This is a genomic window from Ideonella sp. FW305-24 (assembly GCF_058788035.1).
The window spans coordinates 34,526-49,945 of sequence record NZ_JBYTAI010000015.1 but is presented as its reverse complement, the minus strand read 5'-3'; the positions used below and the strand labels follow the sequence as shown (position 1 = coordinate 49,945).

The window sequence follows — 15,420 nt, the reverse complement described above, 5'->3', positions numbered from 1 at the left end:
CGCGCCCATTTCACTTCGCTGCGGCGCGCTGCGCGGCCACGTCGGCCACCGCCAGCGCGGTCATGTTGACCACGCGGCGCATCGTGGCCGAAGGCGTCAGCACATGCACCGGCGCGGCGGCGCCGAGGAGGATGGGGCCGACCGTCACGTTGTGGCCGCTGGTCACCTTCAGCACGTTGAACAGGATGTTCGCGGCGTCGAGGTTGGGCATCACCAGCACGTTGGCACTGCCGCTCAAAGTGCTCTCGGGCAGGATGGCCTGGCGGATGTCTTCCGACAGCGCGGCGTCGCCGTGCATCTCGCCATCGCACTCGATCTCGGGCGCACGCTGCACGAACAGGTCGCGGGCGGCGCGCATGCGCTTGGCGCTGGGCCGGGTCGACGAGCCGTACATCGAGTGGCTGAGGAAGGCCAGTTTGGGCGGCAGGCCAAAGCGCTGCACTTCTTCGGCAGCCATCAGCGCGATGTCGCACAGTTCCTCGGCCGACGGCGCTTCGTTGACGAAGGTGTCGGTGATGAACAACGTGTGCTGGTCCAGCATCAGCGCATTCATGGTCGCCATCGTCGTGATGCCAGGCCGCGGCCCGATCACCGCCTTGACGTGTTCGAAGTGGCCATCGAAGCGACCCACCAGGCCGCACAGCATCGCGTCCGCATCACCGCGGCGCAGCAGCATCGCGCCGATCAAGGTGTTGGAGCGGCGCAGCGCCGCCTTGGCAGCCTCTGGCGACACGCCGTCGCGGCCCATCAGCTTGTGATAGTCCTCCCAGCAGGCGCGGTAGCGCGGGTCGTCTTCAGGGTCCACGACCTCGAAGTCCACGCCTGGCTTCAGGCGCAGGCCGGCGCGCTCGATGCGCATCGCGATCACCGCCGGGCGGCCGATCAGGATGGGCTTGGCCAGGCCTTCGTCCAGCACCGCCTGCACCGCACGCAGCACACGCTCGTCTTCACCCTCGGCATAGACCACGCGCGCCGGCTGCAGCTTGGCCGCGGCGAACACCGGGCGCATGAACATGCCGGTCTGGTAGACGTAGCGGCTCAGCACGTCGCGGTAAGCGTCCATGTCGGTGATCGGCCGGGTGGCCACACCGGAGGCCTCTGCCGCCTTGGCCACGGCCGGGGCGATGCGCAGGATCAGCCGGGCGTCGAACGGCGTCGGGATCAGGTATTCCGGGCCGAACTTCAGCTCCTTGCCGGCATAGGCCGCCGCCACTTCGTCGGACGCCTCAGCCTTGGCGAGTGCTGCGATCTCGCGCACGCAGGCCAGCTTCATCTCTTCGGTGATGCGGGTGGCGCCACAGTCCAGCGCGCCGCGGAAGATGTACGGGAAGCAGAGGACGTTGTTGACCTGGTTCGGGTAGTCCGACCGGCCGGTGGCGATGATGCAGTCCGGCCGCGCGGCCTTGGCCAGCTCGGGGCGGATCTCCGGCTCCGGGTTGGCCAGCGCCAGGATGATGGGCTGAGTGCCCATCTTCTTGACCATCTCGGCGGTCAGCACGCCGGCGGTGGAGCAGCCAAGGAACACGTCCGCGCCTTCGATCACGTCGCTCAGCGTGCGGGCCAGCGTGACCTGGCAGTAGCGCTGCTTGGACTCGTCCAGCTTGCCGCTTCGCGCATCGTCGCGCTCGCTCTGGATCACGCCCTTGGAGTCGCAGACGAAGATGTGCTCGCGTTTCACGCCCAGGCCAACCATCACGTCCAGGCAGGCAATGGCCGCGGCACCAGCGCCCGAGACGGCCACCTTCACTTCGCCGATCTGCTTGCCCACCAGTTCCAGCCCGTTGAGCAGCGCAGCGCTGGAGATGATGGCCGTGCCATGCTGGTCGTCATGGAAGACCGGGATGTTCATGCGCTCGCGCAGCTTCTTCTCGATGTAGAAGCACTCGGGCGCCTTGATGTCTTCCAGGTTCACGCCGCCCAGCGTCGGCTCCATCGCGGCAATGATCTCGACCAGCTTGTCCGGATCGTTCTCGGCCAGTTCGATGTCGAACACGTCGATGCCGGCGAACTTCTTGAACAGGCAGCCCTTGCCTTCCATCACCGGCTTGCTGGCCAGCGGCCCGATGTTGCCCAGGCCCAGCACCGCCGTGCCATTGGTCACCACGCCGACCAGGTTGGCGCGCGAGGTGTACTCCGCTGCCAGCGACGGGTCTTGCTCAATCGCCAGGCACGGATAGGCCACGCCCGGGGAATAAGCCAACGACAGGTCCCGCTGGTTCAGCAGGGCCTTGGTCGGCGTGACCGCGATCTTGCCGCGGGTCGGGCTGCGGTGATACTCGAGCGCGGCTTCGCGCAGGGCCTGTTCGGCGGGAGACAAGGAAGGCTTGGTCATGGACACAACAGGTGAGGAACAGAAGCGTGGGTGCGCCTGGCCCAACGCCAAGTGCATCCACCCCAATCTATCCCTGCAAAACCGGCGGCCCTAAGGGAAACCCACAATCATGCAAAAAATGCATGATCTCATGCCCGCAGCCGGCGCTCAGCCTTGCGCGCGCTTGCTCAGGATCTCGAAGGCCGGCAGGGTCTTGCCTTCCAACACTTCGAGGAAGGCGCCGCCGCCGGTCGAGATGTAGCCCACATCCTTCTCGATGCCGTACTTGGCGATGGCCGCCAGTGTGTCGCCGCCGCCGGCGATGCTGAAGGCCTCGCTGTCGGCAATCGCGCGGGCAATGGTTTCGGTGCCGTGAGAAAAGGCCTCGAACTCGAACACACCGACCGGACCGTTCCAGACGATGGTGCCGGCGGCCTTCAGCTGCGCGGCCAGCCTGGCGGCGGTCTCGGGGCCGATGTCCAGGATCAGGTCGTCGTCGGCCACGTCGGTCGCGGCCTTGACGGTGGCCGGCGCGTCAGCGGCAAAGGTCTTGGCGCAGACCACGTCTGTGGGGACTGGCACCGCGGCACCGCGTGCCTTCATCGCCTCGATCACCGCCTTGGCCTGGTCCACCAGGTCCAGCTCGACCAGGCTCTTGCCGATCTTCAGACCGGAGGCCAGCAGGAAGGTGTTGGCAATGCCGCCGCCGACGATCAGGCCGTCCACGTTCTTCGCCAGCGACTGCAGGATGGTCAGCTTGGTCGAGACCTTGGAGCCGGCGACGATGGCCACCAGCGGGCGCTTGGGATTGGCCAGCGCCTTGTTGATCGCGTCGATCTCGGCGGCCAGCAGCGGGCCGGCGCAGGCGATCTTGGCGAACTGGGCGATGCCATAGGTCGAGGCCTCGGCGCGGTGCGCTGTGCCAAATGCATCGTGCACGAAGATGTCGCACAGCGCGGCCATCTTCTTCGCCAGCACTTCGTCGTTCTTCTTCTCGCCCTTGTTCACCCGGCAGTTTTCCAGCAGCACGACCTGGCCCGGCGCGACGTCCACACCGTCGACCCAATTGGCCTCCAGCTTGACCTCGCGGCCCAGCAACTCGCCCAGGCGCACGGCCACCGGCGCCAGCGAATCCTCGGGCTTGAACTCGCCTTCGGTCGGGCGGCCCAGGTGGCTGGTGACCATCACCGCAGCACCGGCCTTGAGCGCCAGTTCGATGCAGGGCACCGAAGCGCGGATGCGGGTGTCTTCGGTGATGTTGCCCGACTTGTCCTGCGGCACGTTGAGGTCGGCGCGGATGAACACGCGCTGGCCAGAGACCTTGCCCTGGTCCACGAGGTCTGCAAAGCGGATGACGTTCATGGTGGTGTGATGGTTGAAGTGAAGGGAGGAAATACGAGCCGTGCTCACCAGCCCAGCGTGAGCCGCAGCGTCAGCAGCACCACGGTGCCGCAAACGATGGTGCCGAGGATGCCGCGGCGCCACCAGAACCACAGCGCGCCGGCCGCAGCGGCGAACAGCCGCGCGTCGCGCCAATCATGGATCAGGTGGCCTTGCGTCATCACCGTTTCCGGCACGACGACCGCCACCAGCGCGGCCAGCGGCGCGTAACGCAGCGCCTCGCGCAGCCAGGCGGGAATGGGCACCTCGCGCTCGGGCAGCAGGAAAAAGCCACGCGTCAGCACCGTGATCAGCGCGAGTCCGATCAAGGCAATCACAGCTTCCCAGGTGCTCATGTGCGGTCCCCGGGATTGGCCACCGTCGTCGGCGCGGGCGGCGCCTTGAAGTGATCCAGCAGCACGCCGATGGCAATCGCCGCGGCAATCGCGGTGACGATGTTGAGCTTCAGCGGCAGCGAGTAGGCTGCCACCGAAGCGCAGCCGGCCACGGCGGCGGCGAGCCAGGTCGCGCGGTCAGACAGCAGCGAGCCCGTCAGGCCCAGCAGCGCCAGCGTGCCGGCGAAGCCCAGGCCCCAGGCGGTGGGGATGGTGTCGGCCAGGAAGATGCCCAGCAGCGACAAGATTTGCCAGGCCAGCCAGTTGACCACCGCGCCGCCCCAGAAATAAGGCAGTTGCTCGGGCGAAGGCTTGGGCTCGGGGAAACGCCGCATGAAGCAGACGTAGTTCAGGTCGGCCGTGAAATAGGCCTGCCACATGCGCTGGCGCCGCGGCAAGTGGCCGAAATAAGGCCGCCAGCCCGCACTGAAGATCACGAAGCGCAGGTTCACGCAGATCGCCGTGGCCCAGACGACCCAGATCGGCGCGCCGGAAACGATCAGCGGCAGCGTGGCCAGCTGCGCGCTGCCGGCGAACACCAGCAAGGACATCAGCACCGACAGCGGCACGCCCAGGCCGGTTTTGACCATCGCCACGCCGGTCACCAGACCCCAGGCCGCGATGCCCAGCGCAATGCCCACCATCTCGTGTGCACCACGCCGGAATTCAGGATGCCGCCACAGCGGCTCAGAAACGCTCATGCCGCCATTGTCCTATGGACCCTGGCAGCCGGAATTTCAGGCCGGCATCTGCCTGCGGGCCTGACCAACCGCCCGCGCCCCATCAGAGCGCTGCGCGACGCATCAAGCCTCAGGCAGGCTTCTTGACCCAGGCGTTGCACCAGCCGTTGGCATGGACCTGCTTGCGGCCGAACATCGCGCAGCCGGCCCATTCGTCGCTGGCTGCGCCCTGGAAAAGGCCGCAGTCCACGCAGCGTTGCGAGGCCTGGTGCTTGGGGAATTTCGCGCCGTCCACCTTGCTGGTGTCGTGCTTATAGCCCAGCGCGGCCGAGGTTTCGTCGGCTTCGTCCACATGCACCGGCGCGGCCAGCGCGGAGGCCGGCAGCGCCACGCTGGCGCCCACAGTGCCCAGCGCCTGGATCATGAAGAAACGGCGGGAAGAAAGTGAAAAGGGGGAGTTCATGCTGCAAGCTCCAGCCGGACCGGCGCGCGGCCCGGCGAGGGGGGCATCCAGCGATGCCCCCGGGTTCAATCCCTGCGGAAGGGAAACGGGAAAGGCCATGCGCCTGCGGGTCAGCCTCTAGCCCTTGGGCAGCTTGAACACCCACATCATCCCGCCCTGTTCGAGGAAGTTGACCTTCTTGGCCACTTCCCCGCCCCACAGCGGCACTGCACCACCCCAGCCGGAAGCAACGCCCACGTACTGCTCGCCGTTCTGCTGCCAAGTGACCGGCGGCGCCACCACGCCGGAGCCGGTCTGGAACTGCCAGACGACCTTGCCGGTCTTGGCATCGGCCGCCTTCAGGTAGCCCTCTGGCGTGCCCCAGAACACCAGGTTGCCGCCGGTGGTCAGCACGCCACCCCACAGCGGCGCGCTGTTCTTCACCTCCCAGACGATCTTGCCGGTCTTCGGGTCCATGGCGCGCAGCGAGCCGATGTAGTCCTCGTTGAGCGGCCGGATGGTGAAGCCCGCACCCAGGTAGGCCGCGCCCTTCTTGTATGCCACGGGCTCGTTCCAGATCTCCATGCCCCATTCGTTAGACGGCACGTAGAACAGCTGCGTGTCCGGGCTGTAGGCCATCGGCATCTGGTTCTTGCCGCCCAGGAAGCCGGGCGCGGAGAAGACTTCGCTGCCCTTCTTGCCGTCGCCCACAGTCGGGTCACCGGGCCGGTTCTCGGCCACGAAGTTCGGGCGCCCGGTGGCCAGGTCCACACCAGTGGCCCAGGTGATCTTCTTGACAAACGGGAAGGCGTTGACCAGCTTGCCGTTGTTGGCATCGATCACGTAGAAGAAGCCGTTGCGATCGGCCTTGCCGCCGACCCGCTTGTCATCCATGTCGAAGGTGATGAACTCGTTGGCGCCGTCGAAGTCCCAGCTGTCGTTGGGCGTGCCCTGGTAGTGCCACTTGATCTGGCCGGTCTTCACGTCGATCGCGACGGTGGAGCAGGAGAAGAGGTTGTCGCCCTTGCGCAGGTGGCTGTTCCATGGCGCCGGGTTGCCGGTGCCGAAGTAGGCCAGCCCCGTCTTGCGGTCATAGGTGCCGCCCAGCCAGGTGGCCGCGCCGCCGGTCTTCCAGAGGTCGCCCGGCCAGGACTGGTTGGTGGTGCCGGAGATGCCGTTTTCCTGCTTGTTGCCATCCTTGTCCCAGAGGTACCCCATGTGGCCTTCGACCGTCGGGCGGGTCCAGACCAGCTTGCCGGTGCGCGGGTCGCGCGCTTCGACGCGGCCGACCACGCCGAACTCGCCACCGGACACGCCGGTCAGCAGCAGGCCCTCGGCAATGATGGGCGCAGCCGTGGCGGAATAACCGGCGGCGTAGTCGTCGATCTTGGTCTTCCAGACCAGGTCGCCGGTGTCCTGGTTCAGCGCGACCAGCTGGGCGTCCAGCGTGGCGAAGATGACCAGCTTGTCGAACAGCGCTGCGCCGCGGTTGACCACGTCGCAGCAGGGCATGATGCCCTCGGGCAGGCGGTGCTCGTACTTCCACAGCTTCTTGCCGGTGGCCGCGTCCAGCGCGAACAGGCGCGAGTAGGACGCGGTGACGAACATCTTGCCGTTGTAGATGACGGGCTGGGACTCCTGCCCGCGCTGCTTTTCGCCGCCAAACGAGAAGGCCCAGACCGGCGTCATCTTGCCGACGTTGGCAGTGGTGATCTGCTTGAGCGGCGAGTAGCGCTGGCCTTGCGGCGTGCCTCCCCAGCTCAGCACATTGCCCGAGGCCGAAGACTCGGTTTCGATCATCTGATCGGTCACGCCGGCGGCATGGGTGCTGGCCGCCGCGGCCAGCCCGATGCACATCAACAGGTTCAAGAGAGTCGGTCGCATGTTGTCTCCACGTGGGGTGAGCGCCGCCCGGTGGACCGGGCTGGCGACGCAGTTGCGCGCTGCTACACAGCGCAATGTCTGTGCCACTCGGCCGGGGCCGGAGGGGGTTTGCCAGACGGTGGTTTTCCACGCACGTCACCCGGGTTTCCCCCGCCAGCTGTGCCACGCTTGCACAGTCAGGTGTGTCATGCCGGATGTGCCAGGCCGGGTATTCCGGCGTGGCGCTGCGCCACACTGGCTCAGGCCGTGAGCCCGGGCCAGCCTGGTGACACCCAGCGCCGCCCGGCCTTGTCCACGAGCAGCAGTTCGACCGACCATTCCCGTGCCAGCGTGACGGCCCGCCGCGGCCCGGCCATGAAGGCGACCTTGGTGAAGGCGTCCGCCAGCGCGCCTTCGCGGGCCAGCACCGCCACCTCGGCCACTTCGGGTGGCAAATCGCCGCTGCGCGGGTCCAGGATGTGGTGGTGGTGAAAGTCCGGCGTGAAGCAGCTGGGGTTGTCGGCCGAGGTGGCCAGGCAGGCCTCCTGCAGATCCAGCCCATTGATCCAGGCCGCGGCATCGCGCGGGTCGGCCAACGCCAGGTGCCAGGGCTGGCCGGCAGGGTTGCGGCCACGGCCGGCCCACTCGCCACCATCGACCAGCGCCTGCGTGATGCCGTGCTGCTGCAGCAGGGTTGCGGTGGCATCGGCGCCGTGGCACGGGCCAGGCCGGAGGCCAGGGCACTGGCGCCGGCGCCCAGCGCGCCGCAGGAATTGGTGACGGCGCATGTCAAGCTCCTCCTGGCGCGCCGGCGCGATGTTGTCGCCCACCACCTGTTCGCGGCGGTGCGGTGAATACGGTGGCGCCTTGCCCGGAATGGCGGTGAAGGCCAGGTGCTCGAAACCGGGGATCACGAAGCTGGCGCAATGCTGCTCACCGCTGACCGCAACCATGTGCACAGGGAGCAGTTGCAGTTCCACTGCGGGAACCCGCCGCCTGCGCCAGAGCCGAGCACAAGGATTTTCATGAGGGGCCATGGCCAGGTGTGGAGGTGGCGACGGCATCAGCGCGGCGATGTGCATCGTGATTTCGAAGCCGAAGCGCAGGTCTCCGCAGGCGGGGGTGGTCCAGGCCATGGGATGTCTCCATCTGCAAAGCCCGTGCCGAAACACCCGGGATCAGGCCGGGCCGGGGGTTATCCTCGGAAAGCAGCCCAGGCCACGCCTCTGCGGCGCCAGGACCGCGGGGTTGCCAGGGACCGCGGCAGCGCGGCAGGCGGCGGGGCGGCCAGGCGGCTGCGCGCCCGGCTGTGTCACTCTGGGACAGGCCCATAACACGCCGGCTGCGCCTGGCACAGGGTAGACCCGCGGCTGCGGGTGCCCGGGGCTGAGACGCTCAGCCTCTCAGCCCTTCTGGCCCAGGCGCAGCTTGCGGTAGATGGTGTTGCGGCTGATGCCCAGCTGCTTGGCGGCCAGCGAGATGTTGCCCTGGGCGGCGTCCACCGCGGCACGGATCAGGTCGATCTCGGCCTCGACCAGGGTGCGCGCAGCCGCGGGGCCGGCAGCGGGCAAGCTCAGCTCGCGTGAGGGCGCGGCGGGCGGCAACTCGCGCGGGGCGCTCGCGGGTGCCCAGGCTACCGCGATGGCTGGCGCCGAGGGCAGCGCCTCAACCAGCCCATGCGCGCCCGCACGGAGCTCGCTGCTGCGCATGCGCCGGATGTCGTCCAGGAAGTCGTCGGACAGGTGGTCCTCGGTGATCTGCGTTTCCCCGGCCGCCATCACTGCCGCCGTGCGCAGCACCGTGGCCAGTTGCCGCACATTGCCCGGCCAGTGGTAGCGGTTGAACAGCGCGATGACCGAGGGGCTGAGCGCCAGCGAGCCGGCCACGCCCAGCGACATCAGGATGCGCTGCGCGACCACCGTCAGGTCGCTGCGGTCGCGCAGCGCCGGCAGCCGCACGACCAGCCCGTCGAGGCGGTAGTAGAGGTCTTGACGGAAGCTGCCTTGTTCGATCATGGCCCGCAGGTCCCGGTGCGTGGCGCTGACCACCGCAATGTCCACCGGGATGGACCTCTGGCTGCCCAGCGGCGTCACGCAGCGCTCCTGCAGCACCCGCAGCAGGTGGGCCTGCAGGCCCAGCGGCATGTCGCCGATCTCGTCGAGGAACAGCGTGCCGCCGTTGGCCTGCAGGATGCGGCCGGTTGCCCCCTTGCGACGCGCGCCGGTGAAGGCCCCTTCCTCGTAACCGAACAGCTCGGCCTCGATCAGCGTCTCGGGGATGGAGGCGCAGTTGACCGCCACGAAGGGCTGGCGCGCGCGCTCGGAGTCCTGGTGCACGGCGCGGGCCAGCAGCTCCTTGCCGGTGCCGGTCTCGCCGAGGATCATCAGCGGGATGTCGCGGTTCAGGATGCGCTGGACCTTGCGCGCCACGGCCTCGAACTGCGCGTCGCCGGTGCTCAGGTAGTGCAGCCCGGACATGCGGGATTCGGCCACCGGACGCGTGGCCGCACCGGCGGATTCGCCGGCGGGGACGGCCCGCATTTCCGGCACGGTCGTCAGGCCCCCGGGCAGGCCGGTGATGCGCTGCAAGGACCCGCTGGCCCGCGGACTCAGGTGCACCAGCCGGCCGTTGGCCAGGTGCAGGCGCATCGGCTGAGCCAGCGGTGCGCGCAGGTGGTCGATCAAGGCCCCGACGCTGGTGTTGAGCAGGCTCACCAAGCTGTGCATGCGCACGGCGGCGCTGCTCATGTCGAGCAGGTCCAGCGCGCTGCGATTGGCCCCCAGGATGCGGCCATCGCCGCCCACCACCAGGATGCCCTCCAGCAAGGTCCCGATGAATTCGGGCCGGATGTGGAAGTGCAAACGCAGTCGGTCGCCGCTGTCGTCCGTCAGCCAGTGGTTCTCGATCATGCGGGCCGACATCCTCACCAGGCCCATGGTGTGCTGGTGGTACACACGCTGGTCTCCGGTGACGTCCAGCACGCCCAGCATGTTGCCGCGCGGGTCGAAGATCGGCGCGGCGGAACAGGTCATGAAACTGTTGACGTGCATGAAGTGCTCGCCGGCGTGGACCAGGGTGGGCAACTCGTCCACCAGGGCGGTGCCAATGGCATTGGTGCCCTTGGACTGCTCGGCCCAGTTCACGCCCGGCGCCAGCGCCACCTTGTTGGCCCGGGCCAGGAATTCGTCGTCGCCCACGGTATGCAGGATGGTGCCCTGCGCGTCGGTCAGCACGATCATGCTGCCGGTGTTGACGATCTGCTCCAGCAGCATCTCCATCACCGGCGCGGCATGGCTGGACAGCCGCAGGTTGCGCTCGCGCGCGATGTTCAGGTCGCCGCGCAGCAAGGGCTCGAAATCCGGCCGCTCCACCCGGGTCAAGCCCAGGGCTGCGCAGCGCAAATGGGATTGCTCGATCAGCTCTGTCCGGGCCGGCAGGTTCTCCTGGGGCACGGCCACCGGGGAGGTCCAGGCGCCAGCGCGAGGTCCCGTCCCGTTGGCCTCTGAGTCAGCCACAGACATCGTCATCCAGTTCTCCTCCCGCGCTCACGCGCAGGTTGTCTCCGTGAGATCTCGCGGGTCAACCCTGATGCATGTGCCACCCGGGGTGCCCGCGACTGTTCATTCCTGCAACAGGCTCCGATGGCCGGCTTCAGGCTGACAGCAGCCTTGCCAGCCTCCCCGCTCGCAGGCGGGCCGGTTGATTGGAGCAGAAGCATCTGCAAGAGGGAATTGACGCAACAACTGTTCCCACGTGAAGCATTTCCCGGTGGCACATGGTTTGCGTTGAAGACGCGCATCCGGCCTCGAACCAAGAACAAGGAGACACACCATGAACCGCCCATCATCCCGCGACAGGCTCGGCCGCTGGGCCCGTCGAAGCATGCTGCTGTGCAGCATCGCCAGCGCCGCCGCCTGGGCTCACGGCGACGTGACGCCACAACCGGTGGACACCACCGGCCTGCCCAATCTGGGCGAGGCCTGGCGGAGTGAAAACCCGTTCAGCGGCAATGAGGTCGCGGTGCGCATCGGCACCTCGGGCTTCAACCAGAACTGCGCCCGCTGTCACGGGCTGGAGGCCATCTCGGGCGGCATTGCGCCCGACCTGCGCCGGCTGGACAACGACTGCGTGGGCATGCAGGGCGCCGAGCTGCGCAAGTCCTGCAAGGCCGAGATGGACGACTACTTCATGACCACCGTGCGCCATGGCCGCAGCCGCAATGGCGCGGTCTACATGCCGCCCTTCGAGGGCGTGCTGAGCCAGGAGGCGCTGTGGACCATCAAGACCTACCTGGAAACCCGGCGCGAAAAACCCCTGCCCTGACGCTGGAGGAGATTCCCATGACAGACGCTCCCTGGACCCGCCGCGCGCTGCTGCGCGGCCTCGCTGCCACGGCCGCTGCCACGGCCCTCGCCACGCCGATGTGGCCCGCCTCGGCGACCACGCTCGCACAGGTGCGAGAACGCGGCACCCTCAGGTTCGCGATCTACAAGAACATGCCGCCGTTCCATGTGGACGGCCGCGGCATTGACGTGGACCTGGCCCAGGCGCTGGCCGATGCCTTGCAGGTGAAGCTCGCGCTGATGCCGTTCTACGCTGACGACAACATGAACGACGACCTGCGCAACATGGTCTGGAAGGGTCATTACCTGGGCTACGGCCCGGCCGACGTGTTGCTGCATGTGCCGGTGGACGCCCCGTTGATGGAAGCCAATCCGCAAGTGCTTTTGTTCGGCCCCTATTGCCGGGAGCGCGTGGCCATCGCCCGCCGCCTGCAGGCCCTGCCGCGGCTGGACACGCTGGAACCGCTGACCGGACAAGCTGTGGCGGTGCAGGGCCAGTCGCTGGCCGGCTGGCTCTTGATCGGCGCCAACGACGGCATGCTGAGGGAGTCCCTGCGCACGCAGTGGAAGGACGGCACCGAGGCGGCCCAGGCGCTGCTGCGCGGTGAGGTGGTGGCGGCCGCCGGCCTGGCCTCGGAGCTGGAGACGGTGATCCGGAACGACCCGCGCTACGCCATCACCCCGTTGCCCATGCCGCGCGCGCCGCGTGACGGCTGGGCCGTGGGTCTGGCCGTCAAACGCGACAGTATGGACCTGGCTCAGGCCCTGACCCAGGCGCTCACCGCGTTGGGCCAGGCCGGCCAGCTGCGCGAGATCTTCGCCAGGCAACACCTGGAATGGCATGCAGCCTGAAGCCCAGCCCGCGGGCCTGGGTCAGTGCGCCGGTTTCTTGGCGTCCTTGGCGTCCTTGGCAGGCTTGGCGTCCTTGCCGTCTTTCCCGGCTTCGCTGGCAGCAGGCTTGCTGTCGTCGGCAGCGTCATCGCCTTCGGGCGGCTTGGGCTTCTTCTCTTCCGGCTTGATCACCGGCACCACCGGTTCGATCTTGTTTTCGCGCATGTAGTCGTCCATCTCCCGCCAGCCGGCGTAGATGGACGCCTTTTCGGCCTTCTTGTTCAGCGTGTAGCAGTCTTCGATGGCGCGGCCAGCGTGGCGGCAGGCCGCACCAATGGCCTTGCCCTCGGCGGACTTCTTCTCGGCAACGACGGTGGCGGACTCGATGCCCAACTGGTCGCAGCCGGCCAGCAGGCTGGCAAGGACAAGGGTAGACACAAGGATGCGGCGCATCCCTGGTCTATCGGCCCGCATCACCGCGGGCTTGAGCCTGCGATGGCCCGATCTGGCGCCGGAAAGCGGGTCTTCTCAGCGTCCCGCGGCCATGGCGAGCAGGCGCTCGACACGCTCCTCGGTCGAAGGATGGGTCGAGAACAGCCCGCGCAGGCCGCCGGCGGAGAGCGGGTTCATGATCATCATCTGCGCGGTTTCCGGGTGGCGCTCGGTGGTTTCCAGCGGCAGGCCTTGCGCTGCGCGGTGGATCTTCTGCAGCGCCGAGGCCAGGGCCTGCGGGTCGCCGGAGATCTGCGCGCCACCGCGGTCGGCCTCGAACTCGCGCGAGCGGCTGATGGCCATCTGGATCAGGCTGGCAGCCAGCGGCGCGAGCAGCATCACCAGAATCGAGACGATGGGATTGACCGAGCGGCCTTCACTGTCGCGCCCGCCAAAGAACATCGCGAAATTGGCCAGCATGCTGATGGCGCCGGCCATGGTCGCGCTAATGGTCGAGATCAGGATGTCGCGATGCTTCACGTGCGCCAGCTCGTGCGCCATCACGCCGCGCAACTCGCGCTCGCTGAGCACGCGCAGGATGCCGGTGGTCGCGGCCACTGCGGCGTGTTGCGGGTTGCGGCCGGTGGCAAAGGCATTGGGCGCGTCTTCCTGGATCAGGTAGACCCGCGGCATCGGCAGCTCAGCCTTGGCCGCGAGCTCGCGCACCAGGCGGTAGAACTGCGGCGCGGTGGTTTCGTCGACTTCCTGCGCGTTGTACATGCGCAGGACCATCTTGTCGGAGAACCAGTAGCTGAAGAAATTCATCCCCAGCGCAATCACCAGCGCCAGCACCATGCCTTGCTGGCCGCCCAGCAGCCGGCCAATGGTCATGAACAGCGCGGTGATGGCCGCCATCAGCACGGCGGTCTTCATCAGGTTGAACATGGCGAACTTTCCTTCCAGCATCGAAACACACGCGCCAACAGGCGGCGCGACCGACGCGGCCCCATGACCGTGTCACTGGATCAGATGGCGGCGGACCGCCGAAGTTCAACCGTTGCGCCGGTTCACTCGGGCAACGGCAGGGTCTGTCCGACCTGGCCAGGCTTGGCCTGCAGCAGCGCCGCGACCGGCAAGCGCTTACCGCCAGGCCGCTGGACCTGTCGCAGGGCCAGCGCGCCTTCGCCGCAGGCGATGCGCAATTCGTCGCCCGCTGCCAGGACCTGGCCGGGCTGCACGCCAGCTGGTGCCGGTCGCAACTCGGCCTGCCAGAGCTTCACGAGCTCGCCATCCCAGACAAAGCTGGCGCCCGGGAACGGGTCAAACGCACGCACCCGGCGCTCGATCAACGCGGCCGGCAGCCGCCAGTCGATCGCGCTTTCAGCCTTGTCGATCTTGTGGGCGTAGGTGACGCCCTCTTCCGGCTGCCGCATGGCCGGCAGCGGCTCGCCGCGCTGCAGGGTTTGCAGCGCCTGCACGATCAACTCGCCGCCCTGGACGGCCAGACGGTCGTGCAGCGTGGTGGTGCGGTCGCCTGCCTGAATGGGCTGTTCGCCGATCAGCAGCATGTCGCCGGTGTCCAGGCCGGCGTCCATCTGCATGATGGTGATGCCGGTGCACGCATCGCCGGCCTCGATGGCGCGATGAATCGGGGCAGCGCCGCGCCAGCGGGGCAGCAGCGAGGCGTGGATGTTCAGGCAGCCCAGGCGCGGCAGGTCCAGGACCCAGGTCGGCAGGATCAGACCGTAGGCGGCGACGATCATCACGTCGGGCGCTGCGGCCAGCAAGGCTTCGCGCGCCGCAGCGGCGTCTTCCGGGTACTTGCCGTCCAGCCGCAAGCTGCGCGGCTGGCTGACCGCCACGCCGTGCTGAAGCGCCAGCGCCTTGACCGGCGAGGCCTGCAACTTCATGCCGCGGCCGGCCGGGCGGTCTGGCTGGCTCATCACCAGCGGCACTTCGAAGCCGGCGGCCAGCAAGGCCTGCAGTGCCACCGAGGCGAATTCGGGCGTGCCGGCGAACACCAGTTTCAGCGGACGCGGAGCCGAGGCGTCCTGAGAAGACGAAGAATCACCCATGCGCGTCGATTCCGGCGCGCTCAACGGGATTTGGCGTCGTCGCGCGTCTTCTTCAGCATCTTGGTCTTGATGCGGCCTTGCTTGAGTGGGCTCAGGTATTCGACGAACACCTTGCCGGCCAGGTGATCCATTTCATGCTGCACACAGACCGCCGTCAGTCCGTCCGCATCGAATTCGTAGGGCTGGCCGTCACGGCCCAACGCACGCACGGTGACCCTGGCGTGCCGGGGCACCTCGTCATAGATCGTGGGCACGGAGAGGCAACCTTCCTCGCCGACGGTCATCTCGTCGCTGAGCTTCAGCAGCTCCGGGTTGATCAGCACCAGCGGCTGGTCGCGGCCCTCGGAGGTGTCCATCACGATCACGCGGCGGTGCACGTCGACCTGGGTCGCGGCCAGGCCAACACCTTCGGCCTCGTACATCGTGGCCAGCATGTCGTCGACCAGTTGCCGGACTTCGGCGTCCACCGCCAGCACCGGTTCGGCCACCTTGTGCAGGCGGGGATCGGGATATCGAAGAATCGGAAGCAGGGCCATGGTGTCGGAAAGGATGGGAATCGATCTGTCAGCGGTGTGCAAAAAAGGAGCAAGCGCACTCGCCATTGTTGACCCTGCACAACGTGCGGTTTCACAACACAGCTGTTTCAGCCTGTTTCGTTAAACCGATTT

At 67.6% G+C, this 15,420-nt stretch carries 14 protein-coding genes; 2 read left to right on the top strand and 12 right to left on the bottom strand.

What is annotated here, in order from left to right; genetic code table 11:
• Positions 1 to 10: 10 nt before the first annotated feature.
• The 8 genes from AC3WR5_RS28115 to AC3WR5_RS28080 form a co-directional block, all read right to left on the bottom strand.
• Positions 11 to 2,332 (bottom strand): NADP-dependent malic enzyme, encoded by a 2,322-nt coding sequence (locus tag AC3WR5_RS28115; RefSeq protein WP_492488776.1) that lies wholly within the window; start codon positions 2,330 to 2,332, stop codon positions 11 to 13.
• Positions 2,333 to 2,479: 147 nt separating this feature from the next.
• A complete protein-coding gene (locus tag AC3WR5_RS28110) occupies positions 2,480 to 3,673 on the bottom strand; it encodes a phosphoglycerate kinase (protein ID WP_492488775.1) in 1,194 nt (397 codons plus the stop codon).
• A gap of 44 nt (positions 3,674 to 3,717) precedes the next feature.
• Complete coding sequence (locus AC3WR5_RS28105; RefSeq protein ID WP_492488773.1) at positions 3,718 to 4,047, bottom strand: AzlD domain-containing protein; 330 nt, start codon at positions 4,045 to 4,047, stop codon at positions 3,718 to 3,720.
• Entirely contained in the window at positions 4,044 to 4,787 is a 744-nt protein-coding gene (locus tag AC3WR5_RS28100; protein WP_492488771.1) for an AzlC family ABC transporter permease, read from the bottom strand. The genes AC3WR5_RS28105 and AC3WR5_RS28100 overlap by 4 nt, the downstream gene beginning before the upstream one ends.
• 109 nt (positions 4,788 to 4,896) lie before the next feature.
• Positions 4,897 to 5,229 (bottom strand): high-potential iron-sulfur protein, encoded by a 333-nt coding sequence (locus tag AC3WR5_RS28095; protein WP_141285809.1) that lies wholly within the window; start codon positions 5,227 to 5,229, stop codon positions 4,897 to 4,899.
• A 117-nt stretch (positions 5,230 to 5,346) separates the two neighbouring features.
• Positions 5,347 to 7,092 (bottom strand): PQQ-dependent methanol/ethanol family dehydrogenase, encoded by a 1,746-nt coding sequence (locus tag AC3WR5_RS28090; RefSeq protein ID WP_492488769.1) that lies wholly within the window; start codon positions 7,090 to 7,092, stop codon positions 5,347 to 5,349.
• 239 nt (positions 7,093 to 7,331) lie between these two features.
• A complete protein-coding gene (gene pqqA, locus AC3WR5_RS28085; protein WP_492488768.1) occupies positions 7,332 to 8,207 on the bottom strand; it encodes a pyrroloquinoline quinone precursor peptide PqqA in 876 nt (291 codons plus the stop codon).
• Between the two features lie 267 nt (positions 8,208 to 8,474).
• Positions 8,475 to 10,592 (bottom strand): sigma-54-dependent Fis family transcriptional regulator, encoded by a 2,118-nt coding sequence (locus AC3WR5_RS28080; protein WP_492488949.1) that lies wholly within the window; start codon positions 10,590 to 10,592, stop codon positions 8,475 to 8,477.
• A gap of 310 nt (positions 10,593 to 10,902) precedes the next feature.
• Between AC3WR5_RS28080 and pedF the strand changes: the two genes are divergently transcribed.
• Both pedF and AC3WR5_RS28070 read left to right on the top strand, forming a co-directional pair.
• Positions 10,903 to 11,394 (top strand): cytochrome c-550 PedF, encoded by a 492-nt coding sequence (gene pedF, locus AC3WR5_RS28075; protein WP_141288126.1) that lies wholly within the window; start codon positions 10,903 to 10,905, stop codon positions 11,392 to 11,394.
• 17 nt (positions 11,395 to 11,411) lie between these two features.
• A complete protein-coding gene (locus tag AC3WR5_RS28070) occupies positions 11,412 to 12,266 on the top strand; it encodes a substrate-binding periplasmic protein (RefSeq protein ID WP_492488767.1) in 855 nt (284 codons plus the stop codon).
• A 21-nt stretch (positions 12,267 to 12,287) separates the two neighbouring features.
• Here the strand turns inward: AC3WR5_RS28070 and AC3WR5_RS28065 are convergent, their stop codons facing one another.
• From AC3WR5_RS28065 to def, 4 genes are all read right to left on the bottom strand, one after another.
• Entirely contained in the window at positions 12,288 to 12,683 is a 396-nt protein-coding gene (locus AC3WR5_RS28065) for a hypothetical protein (protein WP_492488766.1), read from the bottom strand.
• Positions 12,684 to 12,773: 90 nt separating this feature from the next.
• Positions 12,774 to 13,622, bottom strand: a complete 849-nt coding sequence (htpX, locus tag AC3WR5_RS28060) for a zinc metalloprotease HtpX (protein WP_492488764.1) — start codon at positions 13,620 to 13,622, stop codon at positions 12,774 to 12,776.
• 122 nt (positions 13,623 to 13,744) lie between these two features.
• The gene (gene fmt / locus AC3WR5_RS28055; protein ID WP_492488948.1) at positions 13,745 to 14,707 is read right to left on the bottom strand and encodes a methionyl-tRNA formyltransferase; all 963 of its coding nucleotides are present in this window, start codon (positions 14,705 to 14,707) and stop codon (positions 13,745 to 13,747) included.
• A 65-nt stretch (positions 14,708 to 14,772) separates the two neighbouring features.
• Positions 14,773 to 15,288 (bottom strand): peptide deformylase, encoded by a 516-nt coding sequence (gene def, locus AC3WR5_RS28050; RefSeq protein ID WP_141288122.1) that lies wholly within the window; start codon positions 15,286 to 15,288, stop codon positions 14,773 to 14,775.
• Between the last annotated feature and the right edge of the window lie 132 nt (positions 15,289 to 15,420).